18 protein-coding genes are annotated in these 18,755 nt (G+C 32.1%); 13 read left to right on the forward strand and 5 right to left on the reverse strand.

What is annotated here, in order from left to right:
• Nucleotides 1-112 precede the first annotated feature (112 nt).
• Entirely contained in the window at nucleotides 113-1,324 is a 1,212-nt protein-coding gene (locus KGI96_RS01900) for an aromatic amino acid transport family protein (protein ID WP_211598410.1), read from the forward strand.
• Between the two features lie 151 nt (nucleotides 1,325-1,475).
• Here the strand turns inward: KGI96_RS01900 and KGI96_RS01905 are convergent, their stop codons facing one another.
• Nucleotides 1,476-3,308, reverse strand: coding sequence for a sulfatase-like hydrolase/transferase (locus KGI96_RS01905; protein ID WP_211598412.1), 1,833 nt, complete (start codon nucleotides 3,306-3,308; stop codon nucleotides 1,476-1,478).
• A 411-nt stretch (nucleotides 3,309-3,719) separates the two neighbouring features.
• Between KGI96_RS01905 and KGI96_RS01910 the strand changes: the two genes are divergently transcribed.
• The 10 genes from KGI96_RS01910 to KGI96_RS01955 all read left to right on the forward strand — a co-directional run bounded on the left by KGI96_RS01910 (nucleotide 3,720) and on the right by KGI96_RS01955 (nucleotide 11,091).
• Entirely contained in the window at nucleotides 3,720-3,890 is a 171-nt protein-coding gene (locus KGI96_RS01910; protein WP_211598414.1) for a hypothetical protein, read from the forward strand.
• Nucleotides 3,891-3,908: 18 nt separating this feature from the next.
• On the forward strand, nucleotides 3,909-4,760 hold the full coding sequence (locus tag KGI96_RS01915) for an AI-2E family transporter (RefSeq protein ID WP_211598416.1): 852 nt from the start codon (nucleotides 3,909-3,911) through the stop codon (nucleotides 4,758-4,760).
• Nucleotides 4,761-4,783: 23 nt separating this feature from the next.
• A complete protein-coding gene (locus KGI96_RS01920; protein ID WP_211598418.1) occupies nucleotides 4,784-5,314 on the forward strand; it encodes a methylated-DNA--[protein]-cysteine S-methyltransferase in 531 nt (176 codons plus the stop codon).
• Nucleotides 5,304-5,870 carry a DNA-3-methyladenine glycosylase I gene (locus KGI96_RS01925; protein ID WP_211598420.1) on the forward strand — a complete coding sequence of 189 codons (567 nt, stop codon included), beginning with the start codon at nucleotides 5,304-5,306 and terminating at the stop codon, nucleotides 5,868-5,870. The genes KGI96_RS01920 and KGI96_RS01925 overlap by 11 nt, the downstream gene beginning before the upstream one ends.
• Nucleotides 5,871-5,897: 27 nt before the next feature.
• A complete protein-coding gene (locus tag KGI96_RS01930) occupies nucleotides 5,898-7,766 on the forward strand; it encodes a UDP-glucose:protein N-beta-glucosyltransferase (protein WP_090921022.1) in 1,869 nt (622 codons plus the stop codon).
• A complete protein-coding gene (locus KGI96_RS01935; RefSeq protein ID WP_211598422.1) occupies nucleotides 7,763-8,038 on the forward strand; it encodes a DUF4298 domain-containing protein in 276 nt (91 codons plus the stop codon). The genes KGI96_RS01930 and KGI96_RS01935 overlap by 4 nt, the downstream gene beginning before the upstream one ends.
• A gap of 37 nt (nucleotides 8,039-8,075) precedes the next feature.
• Nucleotides 8,076-8,531: an ecotin family protein gene (locus KGI96_RS01940; RefSeq protein ID WP_213156527.1), complete on the forward strand. Its 456-nt coding sequence runs from the start codon at nucleotides 8,076-8,078 to the stop codon at nucleotides 8,529-8,531.
• 24 nt (nucleotides 8,532-8,555) lie between these two features.
• Nucleotides 8,556-8,798 (forward strand): hypothetical protein, encoded by a 243-nt coding sequence (locus KGI96_RS01945; RefSeq protein WP_211598426.1) that lies wholly within the window; start codon nucleotides 8,556-8,558, stop codon nucleotides 8,796-8,798.
• A gap of 522 nt (nucleotides 8,799-9,320) precedes the next feature.
• Entirely contained in the window at nucleotides 9,321-10,448 is a 1,128-nt protein-coding gene (locus KGI96_RS01950; RefSeq protein ID WP_211598428.1) for a DUF808 family protein, read from the forward strand.
• 229 nt (nucleotides 10,449-10,677) lie between these two features.
• On the forward strand, nucleotides 10,678-11,091 hold the full coding sequence (locus KGI96_RS01955) for a hypothetical protein (RefSeq protein WP_211598430.1): 414 nt from the start codon (nucleotides 10,678-10,680) through the stop codon (nucleotides 11,089-11,091).
• 17 nt (nucleotides 11,092-11,108) lie between these two features.
• On the opposite strand, the gene KGI96_RS01960 is transcribed toward KGI96_RS01955, so the two are convergent.
• Both KGI96_RS01960 and KGI96_RS01965 read right to left on the reverse strand, forming a co-directional pair.
• Entirely contained in the window at nucleotides 11,109-12,977 is a 1,869-nt protein-coding gene (locus KGI96_RS01960; protein WP_213156528.1) for a GNAT family N-acetyltransferase, read from the reverse strand.
• 2 nt (nucleotides 12,978-12,979) lie between these two features.
• Nucleotides 12,980-13,693, reverse strand: a complete 714-nt coding sequence (locus KGI96_RS01965) for a BUD32 family EKC/KEOPS complex subunit (protein WP_211598434.1) — start codon at nucleotides 13,691-13,693, stop codon at nucleotides 12,980-12,982.
• 156 nt (nucleotides 13,694-13,849) lie between these two features.
• Between KGI96_RS01965 and KGI96_RS01970 the strand changes: the two genes are divergently transcribed.
• Nucleotides 13,850-14,281: a YhcH/YjgK/YiaL family protein gene (locus tag KGI96_RS01970; protein WP_211598436.1), complete on the forward strand. Its 432-nt coding sequence runs from the start codon at nucleotides 13,850-13,852 to the stop codon at nucleotides 14,279-14,281.
• 116 nt (nucleotides 14,282-14,397) lie between these two features.
• Here the strand turns inward: KGI96_RS01970 and purU are convergent, their stop codons facing one another.
• Both purU and KGI96_RS01980 read right to left on the reverse strand, forming a co-directional pair.
• A complete protein-coding gene (gene purU, locus KGI96_RS01975; RefSeq protein ID WP_211598438.1) occupies nucleotides 14,398-15,234 on the reverse strand; it encodes a formyltetrahydrofolate deformylase in 837 nt (278 codons plus the stop codon).
• A gap of 77 nt (nucleotides 15,235-15,311) precedes the next feature.
• Complete coding sequence (locus KGI96_RS01980; RefSeq protein ID WP_211598440.1) at nucleotides 15,312-15,719, reverse strand: H-NS family histone-like protein; 408 nt, start codon at nucleotides 15,717-15,719, stop codon at nucleotides 15,312-15,314.
• A 235-nt stretch (nucleotides 15,720-15,954) separates the two neighbouring features.
• On the opposite strand from KGI96_RS01980, the gene polA reads away from it, so the two are divergent.
• Complete coding sequence (polA, locus tag KGI96_RS01985; RefSeq protein ID WP_211598442.1) at nucleotides 15,955-18,750, forward strand: DNA polymerase I; 2,796 nt, start codon at nucleotides 15,955-15,957, stop codon at nucleotides 18,748-18,750.
• The last annotated feature ends 5 nt before the right edge of the window (nucleotides 18,751-18,755 follow it).

An 18,755-nucleotide genomic window follows, 5' to 3' on the forward strand; every position in this document is an offset into this window, starting at 1 on the left:
TTGTAAATTTAATCAATAAAAATAAAAAATTGTTGCAGTCAGAGTATTGCGAGAAATAAAATTTTCTGCTAGGGTTAAAAACTTACATATTTTGTGTTTTTCGGGAGAATTTATGAAGAGCAATACATTTGGAAGTGCCTTAATTGTTGCAGGCACCACAATAGGAGCAGGAATGTTGGCAATGCCACTCACCTCTGCTGAAATGGGATTTAGCTATACGCTTATTTTACTTTTTTTGTTATGGGGTTTACTCTCTTATAGTGGCTTACTTTTTGTGGAAGTGTATCAAAAAGCACCCAGAACAAATGCAGGAATTGCGACTCTTGCAGAACAGTATTTTGGTATAGCAGGTCGTGTGATCGCAACTATTGCATTAGTGGTTTTTATGTATGCAATTATTGCCGCCTACGTCTCTGGTGGAGGCTCACTTCTTTCAGGCTTATTGCCTTTTTTAGGGGATAAAGCAACACCTGTTGCAATTGTGGTATTTACCATCATTTTAGGCTTATTTGTCAGTATTGGAACTAGAAGCGTTGATTTTCTTACTCGTGTGCTATTTATTATAAAATTAATTGCCTTCTTTTTTGTATTATTAATGATGTTGCCAAAAGTGACAACAGAAAATTTAAGTGCAATGCCATTAAAAGATTTTGTCATTATTTCCGCAAGCCCTGTATTTTTCACCTCTTTTGGCTTTCACGTGGTTATTCCAAGTTTAAATCGCTATCTTGAGGGAAATGTAAAGCGTTTACGTTCCGCGATTATTATTGGTACCGGTATTCCATTGGTCGCCTATATTTTATGGCAAATGGCGACTCACGGAGCGTTAAGCCAAGCAGAATTTGTGAAAATTTTAACCAATGAACCAACATTAAATGGTTTAGTAAATGCCACTAAACATATTACAGGCAGTAATTTTATTGGTGAAGCGGTACGTTTATTTTCCACATTAGCATTAGTCACTTCATTTTTAGGCGTTGCATTAAGTTTATTACATTGTTTAGATGATCTGTTGAAACGAGTAAATATTGAAGCAGGTCAAACCATATTAAGTCTATTAACATTCTTGCCACCACTTGCGTTTGCATTATTTTATCCAGAAGGCTTTATTATGGCATTGGGTTACGCAGGACAAATGTTTACTTTCTATGGGTTGGTATTACCAATCGGAATGGTATGGAGAATGAGAAAACTTTATCCAGATCTACCATATCGAGTATTTGGTGGAAATATTTCATTAGTCATAGCTCTGATTTTAGGTTTATTGATTATGAGTGTACCATTCTTAATTCAAGCAGGTTATTTACCAAAAGTTGTTGGATAATTAGCAAAGAATCTAGGTTTAACTAAAAGGACTGACACCTGTTGAATACAGAACTCAGTCCCTTATGTTTAGCTTCTTAATTATAAACCGTCCAAAATTTGGGGCCGTTCACATATCCTGTCTATTTTTAGTTATTTTATTAATCAATCAGTTATTGATGAAACCAAGCATTTTGCTCGATAGTTTTCATCAATTCTTTATGATCAACTTCGTGATCCTCAACTAAACTATAATCACTATTTTGACGAACTTCATTTTGAAACATTTTATTTGGTAAGTTTGAAAAAACATAAGTATATGATTTTGTTAAAATAGCATTATTATTCCAATTAGAAATAAACACACTGTTTCGATGAAAATCGTTAGCAAATAAATTATAGCCATTTGAATAATCTTTCGGATCATTTTTTACGCCAATATAACTTAATAATGTTGGGACAACATCTAAGTGAGAAGTGAGTTTATTAATTTCTTTATGCTCTTTCGTTGGCATCTTTACAATAAAAGGAACCTGTGTTTGTGCGGTAGAGAAACTGGAGTTATGTCCAAAATTTCCGTGGCTAAAAAATTCTTGTCCGTGATCACTGGTGTATATGATAATTGAATTATCATATAGCCCTTTTTCTTTCAGTTTATCAACAATCTTTGCAAAGAGCATATCATTATAGTAAATAGAGTTTTTATAGCCATTGATAACAAAAGGTAAATCTTTACTATCTTTATTTAATGTTAAATAATTGATTTCCCCTTTTGTTGGGAATTTATGACTTTCTTCAGGAAAAGAATTTCCGTGTGGTGCATCCATAAATAAAAATGCAAATTGTGGTTGTTTCGGGTCAATTTTATCAATCAATTCAAGTAGTTTAGTTGAACTTTGTTGATCTTTTTCCCAAGGTTCACCATCAAATTTATCATAAACACTTTGTTGAATATTAACATAAGCCGTTTTTAAAAATTCTGGCCAGGAAGTGTTGGTACTTGAAACAATATTAATGTTGTAATTTTGTGATTTTAAATAGTCGAATAGAACGGTACCTTTTCTTGCTGGATAAAAAGAAAACCAATAGCTTGAATTTAAACCGTAAAGTAATGAAAAAATTCCAAATCTTGTTGAATTCCCACCTGAAAAATGTTGATTATAAACCAATGAATCTTGCTGAAATTGAACCAAATTTGGTGTAATTTCTGGAGTAATATATTGAGCATTAATTGAATCACTCGCAATAATAAAGATATTCACTTTATTTAATTTGTCTGTAGAAATTAGAGGTGATTTTGGATAATTCAAACTTGTTGTTTGAGATATATAATTCTCCGCTTGTTTTACTACTTTAAATCCTAAATAGCGATGAGCAAAAGATTTAAATGTTAAAGGTTGATATAGAGGAATGGCTTTAAATGGCTGTATCAATTCATTTTTTGATGAAAGTGAAGCAAAACCATAAGAAATTTTTTCAGTAAGAATAATTAATAGCAATGGTAATAAAATAAATTTATTAATTTTTTTATTTTTGGTGCGTAATTTTTCTAGTGATTGAGTATTATTTGATAGTTTATTGACTAAGTAAATTTCAAATAGAATGCCTATTCCTACACACAATATAGAAAAGATGATAGGCATCATTCCCAACTGAATAGAATCAAACGCCTTTGGACTCATTAAAATATTTAATACCATTGCATTAATATGAAAATGATATAAACGATAAATAAAGAAGTCAGTAACTAATGCAATATCAACAATTAAGAAGCATAACGCAATAAAATAGAGCCCTTTTTTCCCTAAAAATTGAAAAAGAAAAAGAGCAAGGTATAACAACGCATATAAAATAGCAGCACTAGAAATTGCCCCTAAAATACTTAATGTAAGGGAAAGAGCAGTATAGTTGCTATTAAAAATAAGAAAGCTAAGAAATATCAGAGTAGTTAAAAAGAAATTGTATTTATATAGTAAAGAAAATTTCACGATATTTTGTTTTAACATTATTTTTATTCTCTATTTTTGAAATAAATGGCTCTAAAAAGTAAGAGGAATTATAACTAAATTTGTATATTAGAGTAAGAAATATTTGATTTAAGGTTGTTTAATTTTTATAGTCGTTAGGTCAAGGTCGTATTTGAAATTTTCCCCCTCCTAGCCTCCCCCCGCAAGTGGTGTACAACCTAAACTCCTCCTCCACTTAAAAAAAGAATAACTAAACCCCAAATTCCCTCCTCCGCTTGCGGGGGAGGGCTAGGGTGGGGGCATTTAATTTTTAAATCAATAACTAAAAGTTTACGGTTACCCTGTTATAGCGGTAACATCTTCTTTAAAATTTGCAAATTTAATACTTTACCATTTTACTCTATAAATGCTATATAATAACCATCAAACAAACTGACAAAGGTTTTTAGTATGAGAAATATTGCCTATTTTTTTGTCGTCGCAATCGGCACAATATTAACGTTAATTTATGGTCAAAGTATGTTAGTGCAATTTATTATTGCCTCCCTTCTGTGGTTTGCCACAATGCAGTTGAAAAAAACAGCCAATAAAATCCCCCTATTTAGCCGTGTTGTTCCTTAAAAATTACAATCCATTGCAGTGTTAACCTTACTTTTATTTATCGTGTATTTAGTACTGGATGCCGTAATAGGTAATTTATCTAATTTGTTAACCTCTTTTGCAAATTATGAAAAGAATGTAACCGCTATCGCAGTGAAAATTGAGACATTATTTCATATTGATTTACAAGCTGAAATTAGTGCTATGCTGAGTTCATTAGATATTAAAAATATCTTAGCCCAGTTAGCGACAAGTTTATCCAGTATTTTATCTAACTCTATGATGATATTGATTTATTTACTCTTTATCTTTTTAGAAACCGATAGTTTTAAGTTAAAAATCAGTGCATTATTTCCAGAGGAAGAGGGGAGAGCGAAGTTTATTGATACATTGCTTAAAATTGAATTATCCCTTTCAAGTTATTTCCGAGTCAAAACATTAATGAGCTTATTAACAGGATTTTTAGGTTTTATTGTGTTATCTATTATAGAGGTTGACTCTCCTATATTTTGGGCTTTTTTAATTTTCTTACTGAATTATATTCCAACCATTGGCTCACTGATTGCAACGGTTTTTCCTGCAGTATTTAGCCTATTACAATTTGGTAGCTTTATTCCTTTTATTGCTATTTTATTATCTATTGGAGCCATTCAACAAATTGTCGGTAATTTAATTGAACCAAAATTGATGGGAAAAAGTTTAAATATTAGTCCGTTAGTCACTATTATTGCATTAGCTATTTGGGGAAAATTATGGGGAGTGGTTGGAATGTTATTAAGTGTGCCAATTACCGTTATTATGATTATTATTTTATCTCAATTTAAATCAACACAAAAAGTGGCAATTTTATTATCTGAAAAAGGGAATATTACTTCAGATAATAAAGCTTAGAAACTAACTTAGAAGGAAATTAGATGAAAAATACAGTTAATATTTCATACCATAAAACTAAAATAGGTGAACTGATTATTGGTTCTTTTGAGGATAAAATTTGTATTTTAGATTTTTGTTATCGCAAAATGAGACAGACTGTTGACAATAGAATAAAAAAATACCTTAATGCTGATTTTGTCGAGCAGGAAAATGATGTTATTTCTCAAACAAAAAAACAAATTGATGAATATTTACAAGGGCAAAGAACCGCATTTGATGTTCCATTATTATTTTTAGGAACCGACTTTCAAAAGCAAGTTTGGAATGCTTTAATGACTATCCCTTATGGGAAAATGGTTTCATATTTAGATGTGGCAACAAAAATTAATCATCCTAAAGCTGTGAGAGCGGTAGCTTCAGCAAACGGAGCTAATGCGATTGCATTGATTGTACCTTGCCATCGAGTAATTGAGTCCAATGGAAATTTAGGGGGCTATGGTGGTGGTTTGCCCGTTAAAAAGCGTTTGTTGAAGCTAGAACAAGAGCGAGGGCTATTCAATAATGAAAACTAAAAGACGATGTTCTTGGGTGAACTTAGATAATTCATTATCAGTCCAGTATCACGATACAGAATGGGGTAAGCCTGAATTTGATGATCGCAAGTTATTTGAAATGTTAATATTAGAAGGGGCTCAAGCAGGATTATCTTGGAATACGATTCTAAATAAAAGAGAAAATTATCGGATCGCTTTTGATTATTTCGATCCTCAAAAAATCGCAAAATATGATGAAAAGAAAATTGCAGAACTTTTACAAAACTCAGGAATTGTAAGAAATAAACTCAAAATCAATTCAGCCGTTAAAAATGCGAAAGTTTTTTTAGATATCCAACAAGAGTTTGGCAGTTTTTCTAATTATATTTGGGTTTTTGTTGACCATAAACCAAGCAAAAATCATATACAAGATTATGCTCAAGCCCCTGCAATGACACCACTTTCTGATAAAATATCCAGAGACCTAAAAAAACGAGGAATGAGTTTTGTTGGTTCAACTATTATTTATGCTTTTATGCAGGCAGTTGGAATGGTAAATGATCATCAAACAGATTGTTTTTTATATAAAGAATAACTTTTTATTATACGAGAGAATATTATGTTGCAAGAAAAATCGACTCCACATTTAGCAAGATTTGAACAAGCGGTTGAAAATAAAAATTATCAGCTTGCTTGTGATGAACTATTTCTTATTTTAAGAAGAGTTGATGGTGATTATGGAATGATAGAAGGTGTAGAATTAGGACGTTATCCTATTCAATTAGATGATATTCCAAATGAAAAGGTGCTCTATTTTTGCACTAAAATGGCGAACTTGATTGCTACATTATTTCAAGATCCTAATTTTATTGTGCCAGAAGATAAAATTGATCAATTTTTTGAATATCATCGTTGGATAAGCTTTATTTTTGCTAGTTCTCCCTATATTAATACTGATCATATATTGTATTCTTATAATTTAAATAAAGACGCTGAAAAACGTGATGAATTATTATTACCAAATGATACCAATATACTGATTAAATTTTGTCTTTTGTACTCGCTAGAATCAAATATAGATTTAAACTTTGATGCTTTTTGGGCTTTAAATCCTAGTTTATGTGCTTCATTATGTTTTGCACTACAAACGCCAAGATTTATTGCTACTCCAAAAGCATTTTCAAAACGAGCATTCCTTTTACAATGGTTTCCTGAGAAGTTAAAAGAAATTAAATATTTAGATAATTTTGCTTATAGTTTATTCCTTGATGTTTATATGCACTGTAGTTATGACATGGCTAAAAACAAACACGATATCAAAGGTGCTATTAATGAGGTGATGAGAAACTTCTTAGAAAGAATTGGCTGGGAAGATCGAAATATTAAACAAATTGAAAAAACCAACAATAAACCAGTAATGGTGGTGTTATTGGAACATTTTCACGCATTTCATTCGATTTATCGTACTCACTCTACCTCTTTAATTGCAGCGAAACAACATTTTCACATTATCGGTTTAGGCTATGAAAAAGTGGATGCAGTAGGTCGAGCCGTATTTGATGAGTTTCACGTTTTAAATCAAAATACGCTGTTAAAACAATTAGATAAAATTAAACAAATTTGTGAAGAACATCAAGCAGCTATATTTTATATGCCAAGTATTGGAATGGAAAAACTTACTATTTTAGCCAGTAATACTCGAATGGCGCCTATTCAAGCTATCGCATTAGGTCACCCTGCTACAACTCATTCTAAATTTATTGAATATGTTGTAGTCGAGGACGATTATGTGGGAAGTGAAGATTGTTTTAGCGAAACATTAATTCGATTACCAAAAGATGCACTTCCTTATGTTCCTTCTTCTTTAGCGCCTGAAAAAGTGGATTATATATTGAATGAAAATCCTGAAGTAGTAAATATAGGTATTGCAACGACAGGAATGAAGCTTAATTATCACTTCTTAGAAACTTTGCAAACTATTTTAGAGCGCTCAAAAGTGAAAATTCATTTTCATTTTGCGTTTGGTATCGTATCAGGTGTAAATACACCTTATGTAGAACGCTTTATTAAAAGTTATCTAGGAAATAATGCTACGATGTATTTTTATGCACCTTATACTCAATATTTAGAAAATCTAAGACATTGCGATATGATGATCAATCCTTTTCCTTTTGGTAATACGAATGGAATTATTGATATGGTAACACTTGGACTAGTGGGTGTATGTAAAACAGGAAATGAGGTTCACGAGCATATTGATGAAGGATTATTTAAACGTTTAGGTTTGCCTGATTGGTTGGTTACTCATACTATTGAAGAGTATATTGATTGCACCTTACGTTTAGCAGAAAATCATCAAGAAAGATTAAATTTACGTAGAAAAATAATTGAGCAAAATGGATTAAATACCTTATTTACAGGTAATGCTTTAGCATTAGGAAAAGTATTTTTAGATAAAGTAAATCAATGGGAAGAGGAGTCTAAGAAATGACAAAAAGGCTTGAAGAGATAGAACAATTACTGTTTCAATGTGAAGAAGATTTAAAACGATTACAAAATATCCATAAAGAGATTAAAAAAATTGAATTAAATTGTAAAAAACTAGACAAATATTATAACTCACAATATATGCAAGATTTTGATAATCAAAATACCTTTGATCGAGATTATGCAATGTTAGATGAAGATAGTATTTGGAATGTGTTAACAGGACTACATTGTGAACGCATTGCATTAATAAAAACATTAGTCAAAGCAATGTAATGAAATAATTAGTAACGGAGAATATAATGAAAAAATAATGGCTTTTATCGTTTTAGGTATCAGTGGTTGCGGCGTTTCTCAACCTAATAATTTAGATATTAGTATGTATCCTAAAGCGGAGAAAAATCAAATTCAACATACCATAACACTTGAACCATTAAAGAATGAAGAAAATTACAAAGTGGAACTCTTTTTAGCCAAAGAAATGATGCTAGATTGTAATTATCATTCACTACCTGCCACTTTTGTAAAAAAAGATGTTAAGGGTTGGGGCTATTCTTATTATCAAGTAGCAACAGATGGTAATATCAGAAGTACGATGATGGCTTGCCCTGAAAGTAAAGCGAAAAAAGGCGAAGTACTTTCACAAGGATATTTGCAAAATTATAACAGTAAGTTACCGCTTGTTGTTTATTCTCCAAAAGGATATGGCGTGAAATATAGAGTTTGGAGTACGACATCTGAAAAGAAAGATGCGTTATTACTTAAGTAAAATACCCAAATCTAAGAGGCTTTTATGGAAATATTTTTTAAAAAACTAGGCATTGTCTTATTGCCTTCACTATTCTGGATTGGATTAACAGCATTAAATTTTGGTGCCCAAAGTTTAGCTAATTTAATAGAATTAGTTGTTATTTTTTGTCTTTCAATTCTTTGTGTATTTATACCTGAACATTTTATTTCCTCAAAATATGTAGTAATTATTTTATTGATAATTACCTTTTTAACACGGCTTTTAATGCCAATTATTCCAGAATAAAAATAAAAAAATGACTTTTTTGTTAGCAGTATTTTTATTATAGTAAATTAAGTTGAAATTAGCACTATATAATTTTGTAGAGGAGTATTCGTAAACGTATTTTATGTATATACTCCCGAATGCACAGGATAAAATATTTTGAAAATTATTCATTTTATTTGACCGCTATCCTTTAGATTTTATAATATATTGGACTATTTATATCGAGCAACGGGCGAATATACGCAAGCAAGCTTGTTAATCTCGCCTCTACAATCCAAATCACTCTTTATGTAAATTTTTAAGTGCTGATTTCAGTTTAATTTAGTATAATTTCTTGCCAATTGGTATATCATATTTTGATTATGCTGGAAAGTATGAAATAGGAATTAATGGATATAAAAAAACATTATCTATCCTTACTCAAACAGATTATTATCTTGTAAAATTTCCAGCATCAAAAGTATGAGGGTGAGTAAATCACCTATCGTATTAGAAATAAAATTATTACATTGATATAACATATTTTAAGGAATTTATTTTATGGCAGGATTACTAGGATATTTATCTCTTTTAGCAGATGATATCGGCAGTTTAGCAAGTAAAGCAGTCGCAACTACAACAAAAACTATCGCAACCTCTTTTGATGATGTTGCTCTCTTATTTGATGATATAGTTACTTATACAAAAGTAGCAAGTATAAAATCAACAGGTCTAATTGTGGATGATTTGGCAGCCATTGCCAGTATGACGAATGATACCACCTCTGAAATTCTAAAAAAGGAATTATCTCAAGTTAAAAGTAGTCAAGAATTAAAGCAACATATTGAAACATTACCCGAAAATGAAAAAAGAGAAGTATTGGCTGAACTCACTCATTTAAGACAAAAAGCAATACAAAAAGCCACAGAAAATGCGGCAAAGCGAGAAATTCCCATCATTTATAAAATTGCTAAAGGCAGTTTTAAAAACAAATTTATTATTATTCCCTTAGTGTTACTAATGAGTGCCTTTACTCCTTGGCTGATATCTCCAATTCTGATTATTGGGGGAATATATTTAGCGTATGAAGGTGTTGAAAGTATTTTAGCAAAATTAGGATTACACCATAAGAAGCATAATGCACAGCCACAAAATCTTAACTTAACATCTGAAAAGTTTGAAAAAAAGAAAATTGCTGGTGCCATTAAAACGGATTTTATTTTATCGTTTGAAATTATCGTTATTACGTTAGGCTTGGTGCAAGAAAGTGATTTTCTGATAAAACTATTTGTTTTAACTTTAATAGGAATGATCTCTACTATTGTGGTTTATGGTATTGTCGGTTTGATTATTAAGTTAGACGATATTGGTTTTTATCTTAAAAAGAAAAAAAGTCAATCATCTCAATCTCTTGGCGATATATTAATAAAAGCAATGCCTGTACTTATAAAAGGCATTGGTATTATAGGAACCATTGCAATGCTAGCCGTTGGAGGTAATATTATTTCACATCAAACACATTTATTTGCCGCTTTCAACCATACTATTGAGAATATTCCTTTTTCAGCTTTTGTATTAGATATTTTGTTGGCTTTAGTTGTAGGTTATATTGCAGTTAAAATAGTAGAGTTAGGTAAGAGTGTTTTAGGAAATAAGAATACACAAACTAACAACACAAGTGATTTATGATATGAAGATATTTTTACTATTACCCTCAGTATTTTGGTTGCTCTTAGCAGGAATGGGGTTTGGATCACAGAGTTTAGCAAATTTAATAGAATTAATTGTGATCTTTTGTTTTTCGATTCTTTGTGTATTTATACCTGAACACTTTATTCCCTCAAAATATGTAGTAATTATTTTATTGATAATTACCTTTTTAACACGGCTTTTAATGCCAATTATTCCAGAGTAAAGAATGAAGAAATCTATACTATTTTTATCAGCAATTACATTAACCGCTTTTCAAGTGAACACTTCAACATTTGATTATGTTGGAGATTACGCAACAGTCTCAAATATGGAAGGAGGATATAAACAAACCTTATCTATTAAGCCTCAAAATAATCATTATTTTGTGACTTTTTCTGCCTCAGAAATTCGAGGACGAGCAAATTGTTCTTTTTCTGGTGTCGCCAAATTAAAAGACAATCAACTATGGTTAGATATTCGTTTACCAGAAGAGCAAAAAGAAGTTTTAATGTATATTAAACCCATTAAAAATAATACTGCCGTTGATGTATTTACATTAAATTTTGAAGAGCGTTTTAGAATGATGACTTATTGTCGTGGTGGTGGATCGCTAGCAGGTGAATATATACACATTCAATAAGTAGTATAAAATTTATTTTATGTATTTGAATGGTAATTTAAAATATTTGCAACACTTATTCTAAACTGTTTCAACCACAATTTTTTATGATTGGGGAGTTGTAAATTATCTGAATTTGGCATATTTTTTAATTGTTCTAGTTCTATGGCGTAGCGTTTCTGTAAACGCTTTAAACTTGCATAACACGAAGTTAAAGAACGATGATAATAAGCAAAACCCTGTAGGTTTTTATGGTCGTTCTCCATAAATACAAGTTGATGTTCAAGCGGTACGATTTTTACTATTTTTTGCAAATTTTGTAAAAAAGGCAAAAGAGGGAAGTCTCGTTGAAATTGCATTTGGGCTTGCTTTACAAAAGTTAGCCCCTTTTCGCTGATTGGATATAACATCATTGCACTGTGGTAACCACTACTGGCTTCTTTGGACGGGCTAATTTGAACCAATTGGAAACCACAGCTTTTCCAAAAATTAAAAAGCTTTTCATTTAATCCAAAACTCACTGAAATAAAATCCACATTTTGTTGAGTTCGTATTTGCAAAATTAATTGAGAAACTAACCGCTTACCGATACCTTGTTGCTGTTTTTCAGGAGTCACGGCAATGCGAGAAATACGAATTGAACGTAATAGACAAGCTTCGATCAGGTTTCCTTGAAAACAGAGATATTGAGCCACTAAATTACCTTGTGGACGGCGTTTTCCTTGCCAAATTTCCTCGGCTAAACCTTTATCTAATCCGCCTTCAAAGATTGCCCAAATACCACCAATAAGTTGATGATTTTCAATATGTTTTAAATAATATTGATGAGGTGCATCAAACAAACGGCGTAGATCCGTCGGTGTAGTTTTATAATGAGCATTGGCTAAAAGTTGGTAAAAGGCTTGGTTGCTATTTGGGTCACTATTTTCAACATTATCTAAAATAAGCAGTTGGTTAACAAAATTTTCTAATGAATCATTATTTTTCCAGCGTAGGGCTTTTGTTAATTTCCATTGTTGGTAAGGACGTTTTAATTGAGGCAAAAACTTAAGACTAAAGCCTCGTCCTGTCCCTTCATAATTTTGAGTTGTAGTAGCCAATATGACTTTTTTAAAATAATGTGAAAATTGCTGTAACATTGGTAAAGGCAGGCTTGCCGCTTCATCAATAAAAAGCCAATAATCATTAGTTAACTGTTGATTTTCAATTTGTTGAATAAGTTGATCGGGAGAAAAAAATAATATTTTGTCTTTATCTACATTTTGCCAAAAAGTGGGTAGAGCAGAGTGGCTCCGAGCGGTAATAATAACCTTTTGTTTTTGTTGAATATATTGTGCTAATTTTCCTAATAATGTAGATTTTCCACGTCCTCTTGGTGCGGTAATTAAATGAATATCAGCTGAATGTTGTGGAAGTTCTTCAAAAATATTTTGTTGCTGTATGGTAAGTGATGAAAAATTGCAAATTTTTGAAAAGATCGTACCGCTTTTGAATTTATTAAAATCAAATTTTTCTACAATCTCAAATTGAAACTGTTCAACAAGTTGTTGAAAATAATTAAAAAAGTTCGGGCTTTTTATCTTTCCTTGTTCACTCCAACGGATCGCATCCTGATCTATTTGTTGCGTTAAATGATACCATTGAGGACAAATAATAATAAGATAACCGTTATCTATAATAGTACCTGTAGCGATTGCTAATGCATCTAAATTAAAGCAAACCCCCTCTTTAGCTTGCATATCGTAAATAGCATAATCAAGGGTTTGACCCAATAATTTTTTGGCATTTTTAAAAGAAAGAGTGGCAATATTCAGGTTTAAATCAGTGACGGTTTCACTTAAAAATACGCCATTTCCACCTAAAGGTTGAGCAGAAAATGGTGTAGTAACAATCACTAATTTACGCATAATTACTTGATATTTAAAATATATTCAAAAATACAGAAAGCGGCGATTAAGTCTGTTCTTGCAATCGGTTTAAAAGGAGACAATAGCCAATATAACCAACGTTTATTTTTTATATAGTCAATAGTGGCTTTCCAAATCTCATTACCTCCTGCTTGAACATAACTTTCTACTGCTTGTTCAACACATTGTTGAGATAATTTTTCACGGTATAAACTATGGATAAAAATCAGTAAATCTCGAACTTGACGATGTTCAAGAGCCTTATTGGAAACTTTATTTTCAAAATCAATAAAATAAATTTTATCCTCTAATAATGTGATATCTCGTACTGCAGGACGACCGTGTACAAACCCCTGTTGATGTATTTTTTGTAATTCGGTGGCGGCTAATGTTACTAAAAATTGCGTTTTTTCAGGGGTAATATCTTTGTCATTTATTAATGAGCTGATAGATCTGCCAACATCATTTGTGACAAAGTAATCCTCTCCTGTCATTATTAATTTAGCTGTAGAAACACTGTGCTTATTGAGATAGGTTAATTGCTCAATTTCACGTTGTAATGCTTTTTGAGGAAAAGGTTTTAAAAAATGTTCAACACCTTGTAATTTTTCGGTTTGCTTCAGCCAATAGCGATTACCTTCAAATTCAAAAGAAGTTATTCGTTGTCCTTTATTTGCTTCTAATACTGCTTTTACTTGTTGCTCAAAAGTATTCATAATGCTTTAATGTGTTGAAAGAGGAGGGGATTTTATCCTTATTTTTTAACTAAATCAATTTTGTGTGAATTATTTGAAATAAAACTTTATTTTTTCTTGAGGTTTATGAAAGAAAAATTTATTATTTATTCAAGTTTTTAACTTTAAGGAGTGATTATGTTATTTGGGCATTTAGGTCGTGATGATTACGCAGTAGGTTTACCTTCTGTGTTTGCACGTTTGTGTGGGAAATTAAAATCTTTAGATTTAGTCAACCTACCTTTAGGTTGGCAAGATCTTGAAGAGGGCATTCGAATGAATGTAATGGAATTAGAAAGTACACCAGCAGAGGGGAAAGTAGCGGAAATTCATCGAAAAATGATTGATGTTCATCTTTTAATTGAAGGTGAAGAGATGATTGAATATGGTCTGATTTCACCTGATTTAAGTTTGTATAACGAATATAATGAAGCAGATGATTATCAAATTTCAGCGGTTATTGAAGATAAGAACCAACTTTTCTTAACGCCAAATTCTTTTGCTATTTTTATGCCGAATGAACCTCATAAACCAGTAAATTCAGTTAATGGAAATAAAAAATTGTGGTGAAAGTTCCTGTCGAAATGTTGGCATAAATTATTTGCAGATAATTAAGCGGTGACATTTAAGCTAAAATTTGTAAATTCTCATAACAATGTCATCGCTATATTCTCATATTATTAAAATTACATTATCACTGTTTTATTATTATGTACGAATATTCGATCATCTAGTACATATTCTAAGGCTTGCGTTAAGACATTTTTTTCAACATCTCTACCTGCTTTTTGCATTAATTCAGCCGTGTAACTATGATCGACATTAATCACATTTTGCATAATGATCGGACCTTGATCCAGTTCATTATTAATAAAATGTGCCGTTGCACCAATAATTTTCACTCCACGCTCGTAGGCTTGCTGGTAAGGTTTTGCACCTATAAATGCAGGTAGGAAAGAGTGATGAATATTGATAACTCTATTAGGATAGCGTTCTACAAATTGTGGATTTAACACTCTCATATATTTTGCCAGTACAATATAATCTGGAGAGTATTCATCAATTTTATCTGCAAGTTGTTTATCGTGTTGTTCACGAGTTAAATTAAGATGACTAATAAAATGAAAAGGAATATCAAAACGTTCTACGAGATCTCGCAAAGTATCGTGATTGCCGATTACCGCGGCAATCTCCATATCTAAGCCTCCGTAATAATTTTTCATTAAGATATCACCTAAACAATGTGCTTCTTTTGTGACTAAAATAACAATTCGCTTTTTCTTCTTAGGAATTAATTGATAAAAACCGCCTTCAGGAAGACTATCTTTTAATTCTGTAAGAAAATCGTCATCATTAAAAATACCTTGTAATTCTGTCCGCATAAAAAAGTATTTTTCATTATTATCTACAAATTCATTATTTTTTATAATATTGAATTGGTATTTATAGCAAATATTGGTAATTTTAGAGACTAATCCTTTTGCATCAGGACATTCTGTTAATAAAATCTTATTTTCAATCATTATTAATTTCCAAGGTTATAAAATAGAAAAGCCTATTAATTTAAGGGGTTAATAGGCTTACAAAAATAGACAAAATATTAAATTTTAAATTCAGAAAGTGATTGTCCTTTATCTAAAGCTTTTTGAATTATTTTGGGTGTACGACCTTGTCCAGTCCATTTTTTTTCATTTCCGTTTTCATCAATATATTTATATTTAGCAGGACGGAGTTTTGTGGTTTTACGTTGTTTATTTTTTATTGTTGGTTGTAAAGCGGTAACTAAATCTTCAGGATTGATACCGTCTTGTTCTAACATCTGTTTGTATTTATTTAAATTCTCAAGATATTTTTGATGTTTAGCTTCTTGCTTTGCTACTTCTTCTTTCTTTTCTTCAATGACTTGAGTTAATTTTTGTAATAGTAATTCAAGTTGAGATAACGAAGTTTCACGAGCAATTGCACGTAATGTTCTTATATTAGAAAAATTTTTAAATTTATTTGACACAATAATACTCCATAGATATAAAATAATTATACTTTTCTTTATATTAATGAAATTTTAAAAGATCGCAAATAATAATTATCAATTTTGCTATTTTTAGAATTGTAAATTTTTATTAAAATCATACCGCTATAACCATACTATAATACAGCTAGTTATTTACTCTTTTCTCAATGCGAAATAGCCGAATATAAGGTATAATCCCTCACAGATTTTTAAACTAAATTAAGAGATTTCAATGACAACAATCGCAAAAAATCCGTTCGTTTTAGTGGACGGTTCATCTTATCTTTATCGTGCATTTCACGCCTTTCCACCGTTAACCAACAAAGACGGTCAGCCAACAGGGGCGATGTATGGCGTGTTGAATATGTTAAAAAGTTTAATCGCACAGGTTGAACCAAGCCATATTGCCGTAGTATTTGACGCCAAAGGTAAGACATTTCGTGATGCACTTTTTGAGCAATATAAAGCCCACCGCCCACCAATGCCTGATGATTTACGCACTCAAATTGAACCACTTCACACTATTATCAAAGCGTTGGGCATTCCGTTGATTTCAGTTGAAGGCGTAGAAGCTGATGATGTGATTGGAACATTAGCTTTGCAAGCTTCAAAAGAGGGTAAAGATGTTTTGATCAGTACGGGTGATAAGGATATGGCACAGCTGGTTGATAATCATATAATGCTGATCAATACGATGAGTAATACCTTATTAGATCGTGATGGCGTGGTTGAAAAATATGGTATTCCACCTGAATTAATTATTGATTATCTTGCATTGCGTGGCGATGCGTCGGACGGTATTCCGGGCGTAAAAGGTGTGGGCGAGAAAACCGCATTAGGTTTATTGCAAGGCATTGGCTCGCTGAAAGAAATTTATCAAAATTTAGATAAAATCGCTGAATTAGGCTTTCGTGGAGCAAAAACCTTAGCACCAAAAATGGAAGCTGAAAAAGAAATGGCGGAGCTTTCTTATACCCTTGCGACTATTAAAACTGATGTGGAGCTTGATGTAACCCACGATCAACTGGTTACTGAACCACAAAATCAATCTTTATTAGTTGAGTTATTTGAACGTTATCAATTCAAACGTTGGTTAAGTGAAGTACAAGGCAATGCCAATCCTGTTACTCAACAACAAAAAGAAAATGTACCAAATAATTATCAAATAACGTCAAACCAAGCGGTTACATCAGAGCAAAAATTTGCAAAAATAGAAATAAATCGTACCGCTTATCAGCAAGTGGATAGCGAAGAATTGTTACAACAATGGCTTAAAAAACTACAAAAAGTGAATGTGTTTGCGGTTGATACCGAAACGGATAGCCTTGATGTAATGACGGCAAATTTAGTCGGGATTTCATTTGGTTTAGAAAATGGCGAAGCCTGTTATATTCCACTTGAACACAACTATTTAGGCGTGCCACAACAGTTGGAAAAACAACAGGTTTTAACTCAATTAAAACCAATTTTAGAAAATCCAGCAATTCTAAAAATAGGGCAAAATATTAAATATGACTTAACAGTTTTTGCTCAAAATAACATTGAATTACAAGGTGTTGCCTTTGATACAATGCTAGAATCTTACACCCTAAACAGCACAGGGCGACACAATATGGACGCATTGGCGGATCGTTATTTAGGGCATAAAACTATTAGCTTTGAAGAAATCGCAGGCAAAGGTAAAAATCAACTTACTTTTGATAAAATTGAGCTAGAACAAGCAACGCAATATGCAGCGGAAGATGCTGATATTACAATGAAATTGCATCAAGTATTATCCGCTGAATTGCAAACATCTCCTGAATTAGTCAAATTATTCAATGAAGTAGAAATGCCATTGGTTAATGTGCTTTCACACATTGAGCGTAACGGCGTGTTGGTTTATGATCATCTTTTATTAGAGCAATCGGGCGAAATTTCAGCACGTTTGATCGAGTTAGAAGAGCAGGTGCATAACGAAGCGGGCGAAGTGTTTAACCTCGCCTCACCAAAACAGTTACAAGAAATTTTATTTAATAAATTAAACTTACCTGTTATCAAAAAAACGCCAAAAGGTGTGCCTTCAACCAATGAAGAAGTATTAGAAACCCTAGCAAATATGGGGCATAACGTACCAAAATTGATTATCGAACATCGTGGTTTAAGCAAATTAAAATCGACTTATACCGACAAATTGCCACAAATGATTAACCCAACAACAGGGCGTATTCATACTTCGTATCATCAAGCGGTCACCGCAACAGGACGCCTTTCATCAAGCGATCCAAACTTGCAAAATATCCCAATTAGAAACGAAGAAGGCAGACGTATTCGTAAAGCCTTTATTGCTCGTGAGGGTTATGTCATTTTAGCTGCTGACTATTCGCAAGTTGAATTAAGAATTATGGCGCATTTATCGAACGATCAAGGAATGATTACCGCTTTTGCAGAGGGCAAAGATATTCACAAAGCAACCGCAAGTGAGATTTTTGGTGTGCCACTTGATGAAGTCACAGGCGAGCAACGTCGCAGTGCCAAAGCGATTAATTTCGGCTTAATCTACGGAATGTCAGCCTTTGGACTGTCAAATCAACTTGGTATTTCACGAAATGATGCCCAAAACTATATGGATCTCTATTTCAAACGCTATCCAAACGTCCAACAATTTATGTTAGATATTAAACAAAAAGCCGCAGAGCAGGGGTATGTTGAAACCTTGTTAGGTCGCCGTTTATACTTGCCAGAAATTCAATCAAGCAACCAAATGCGTAAAAAAGCTGCCGAACGTGTCGCCATCAACGCCCCAATGCAAGGTACAGCCGCAGATATTATCAAAGTTGCAATGATCAGCATTGATAAACAAATCCGTGATTGCGATGATATTCTAATGATTATGCAAGTCCACGATGAATTAGTGTTTGAAGTCAAAGCTGACAAAGTAGAGCATTACAGCCAGTTAATTAAAGCCGAAATGGAAAAAGCGTTTGAGTTGAAAGTACCTTTGATTGCAGATGTTGGGGTTGGGAGTAATTGGGACGAAGCACATTAAAGCGG

Source organism: Phocoenobacter atlanticus subsp. cyclopteri (genome assembly GCF_018343795.1).
GTDB lineage: Bacteria > Pseudomonadota > Gammaproteobacteria > Enterobacterales > Pasteurellaceae > Phocoenobacter > Phocoenobacter atlanticus.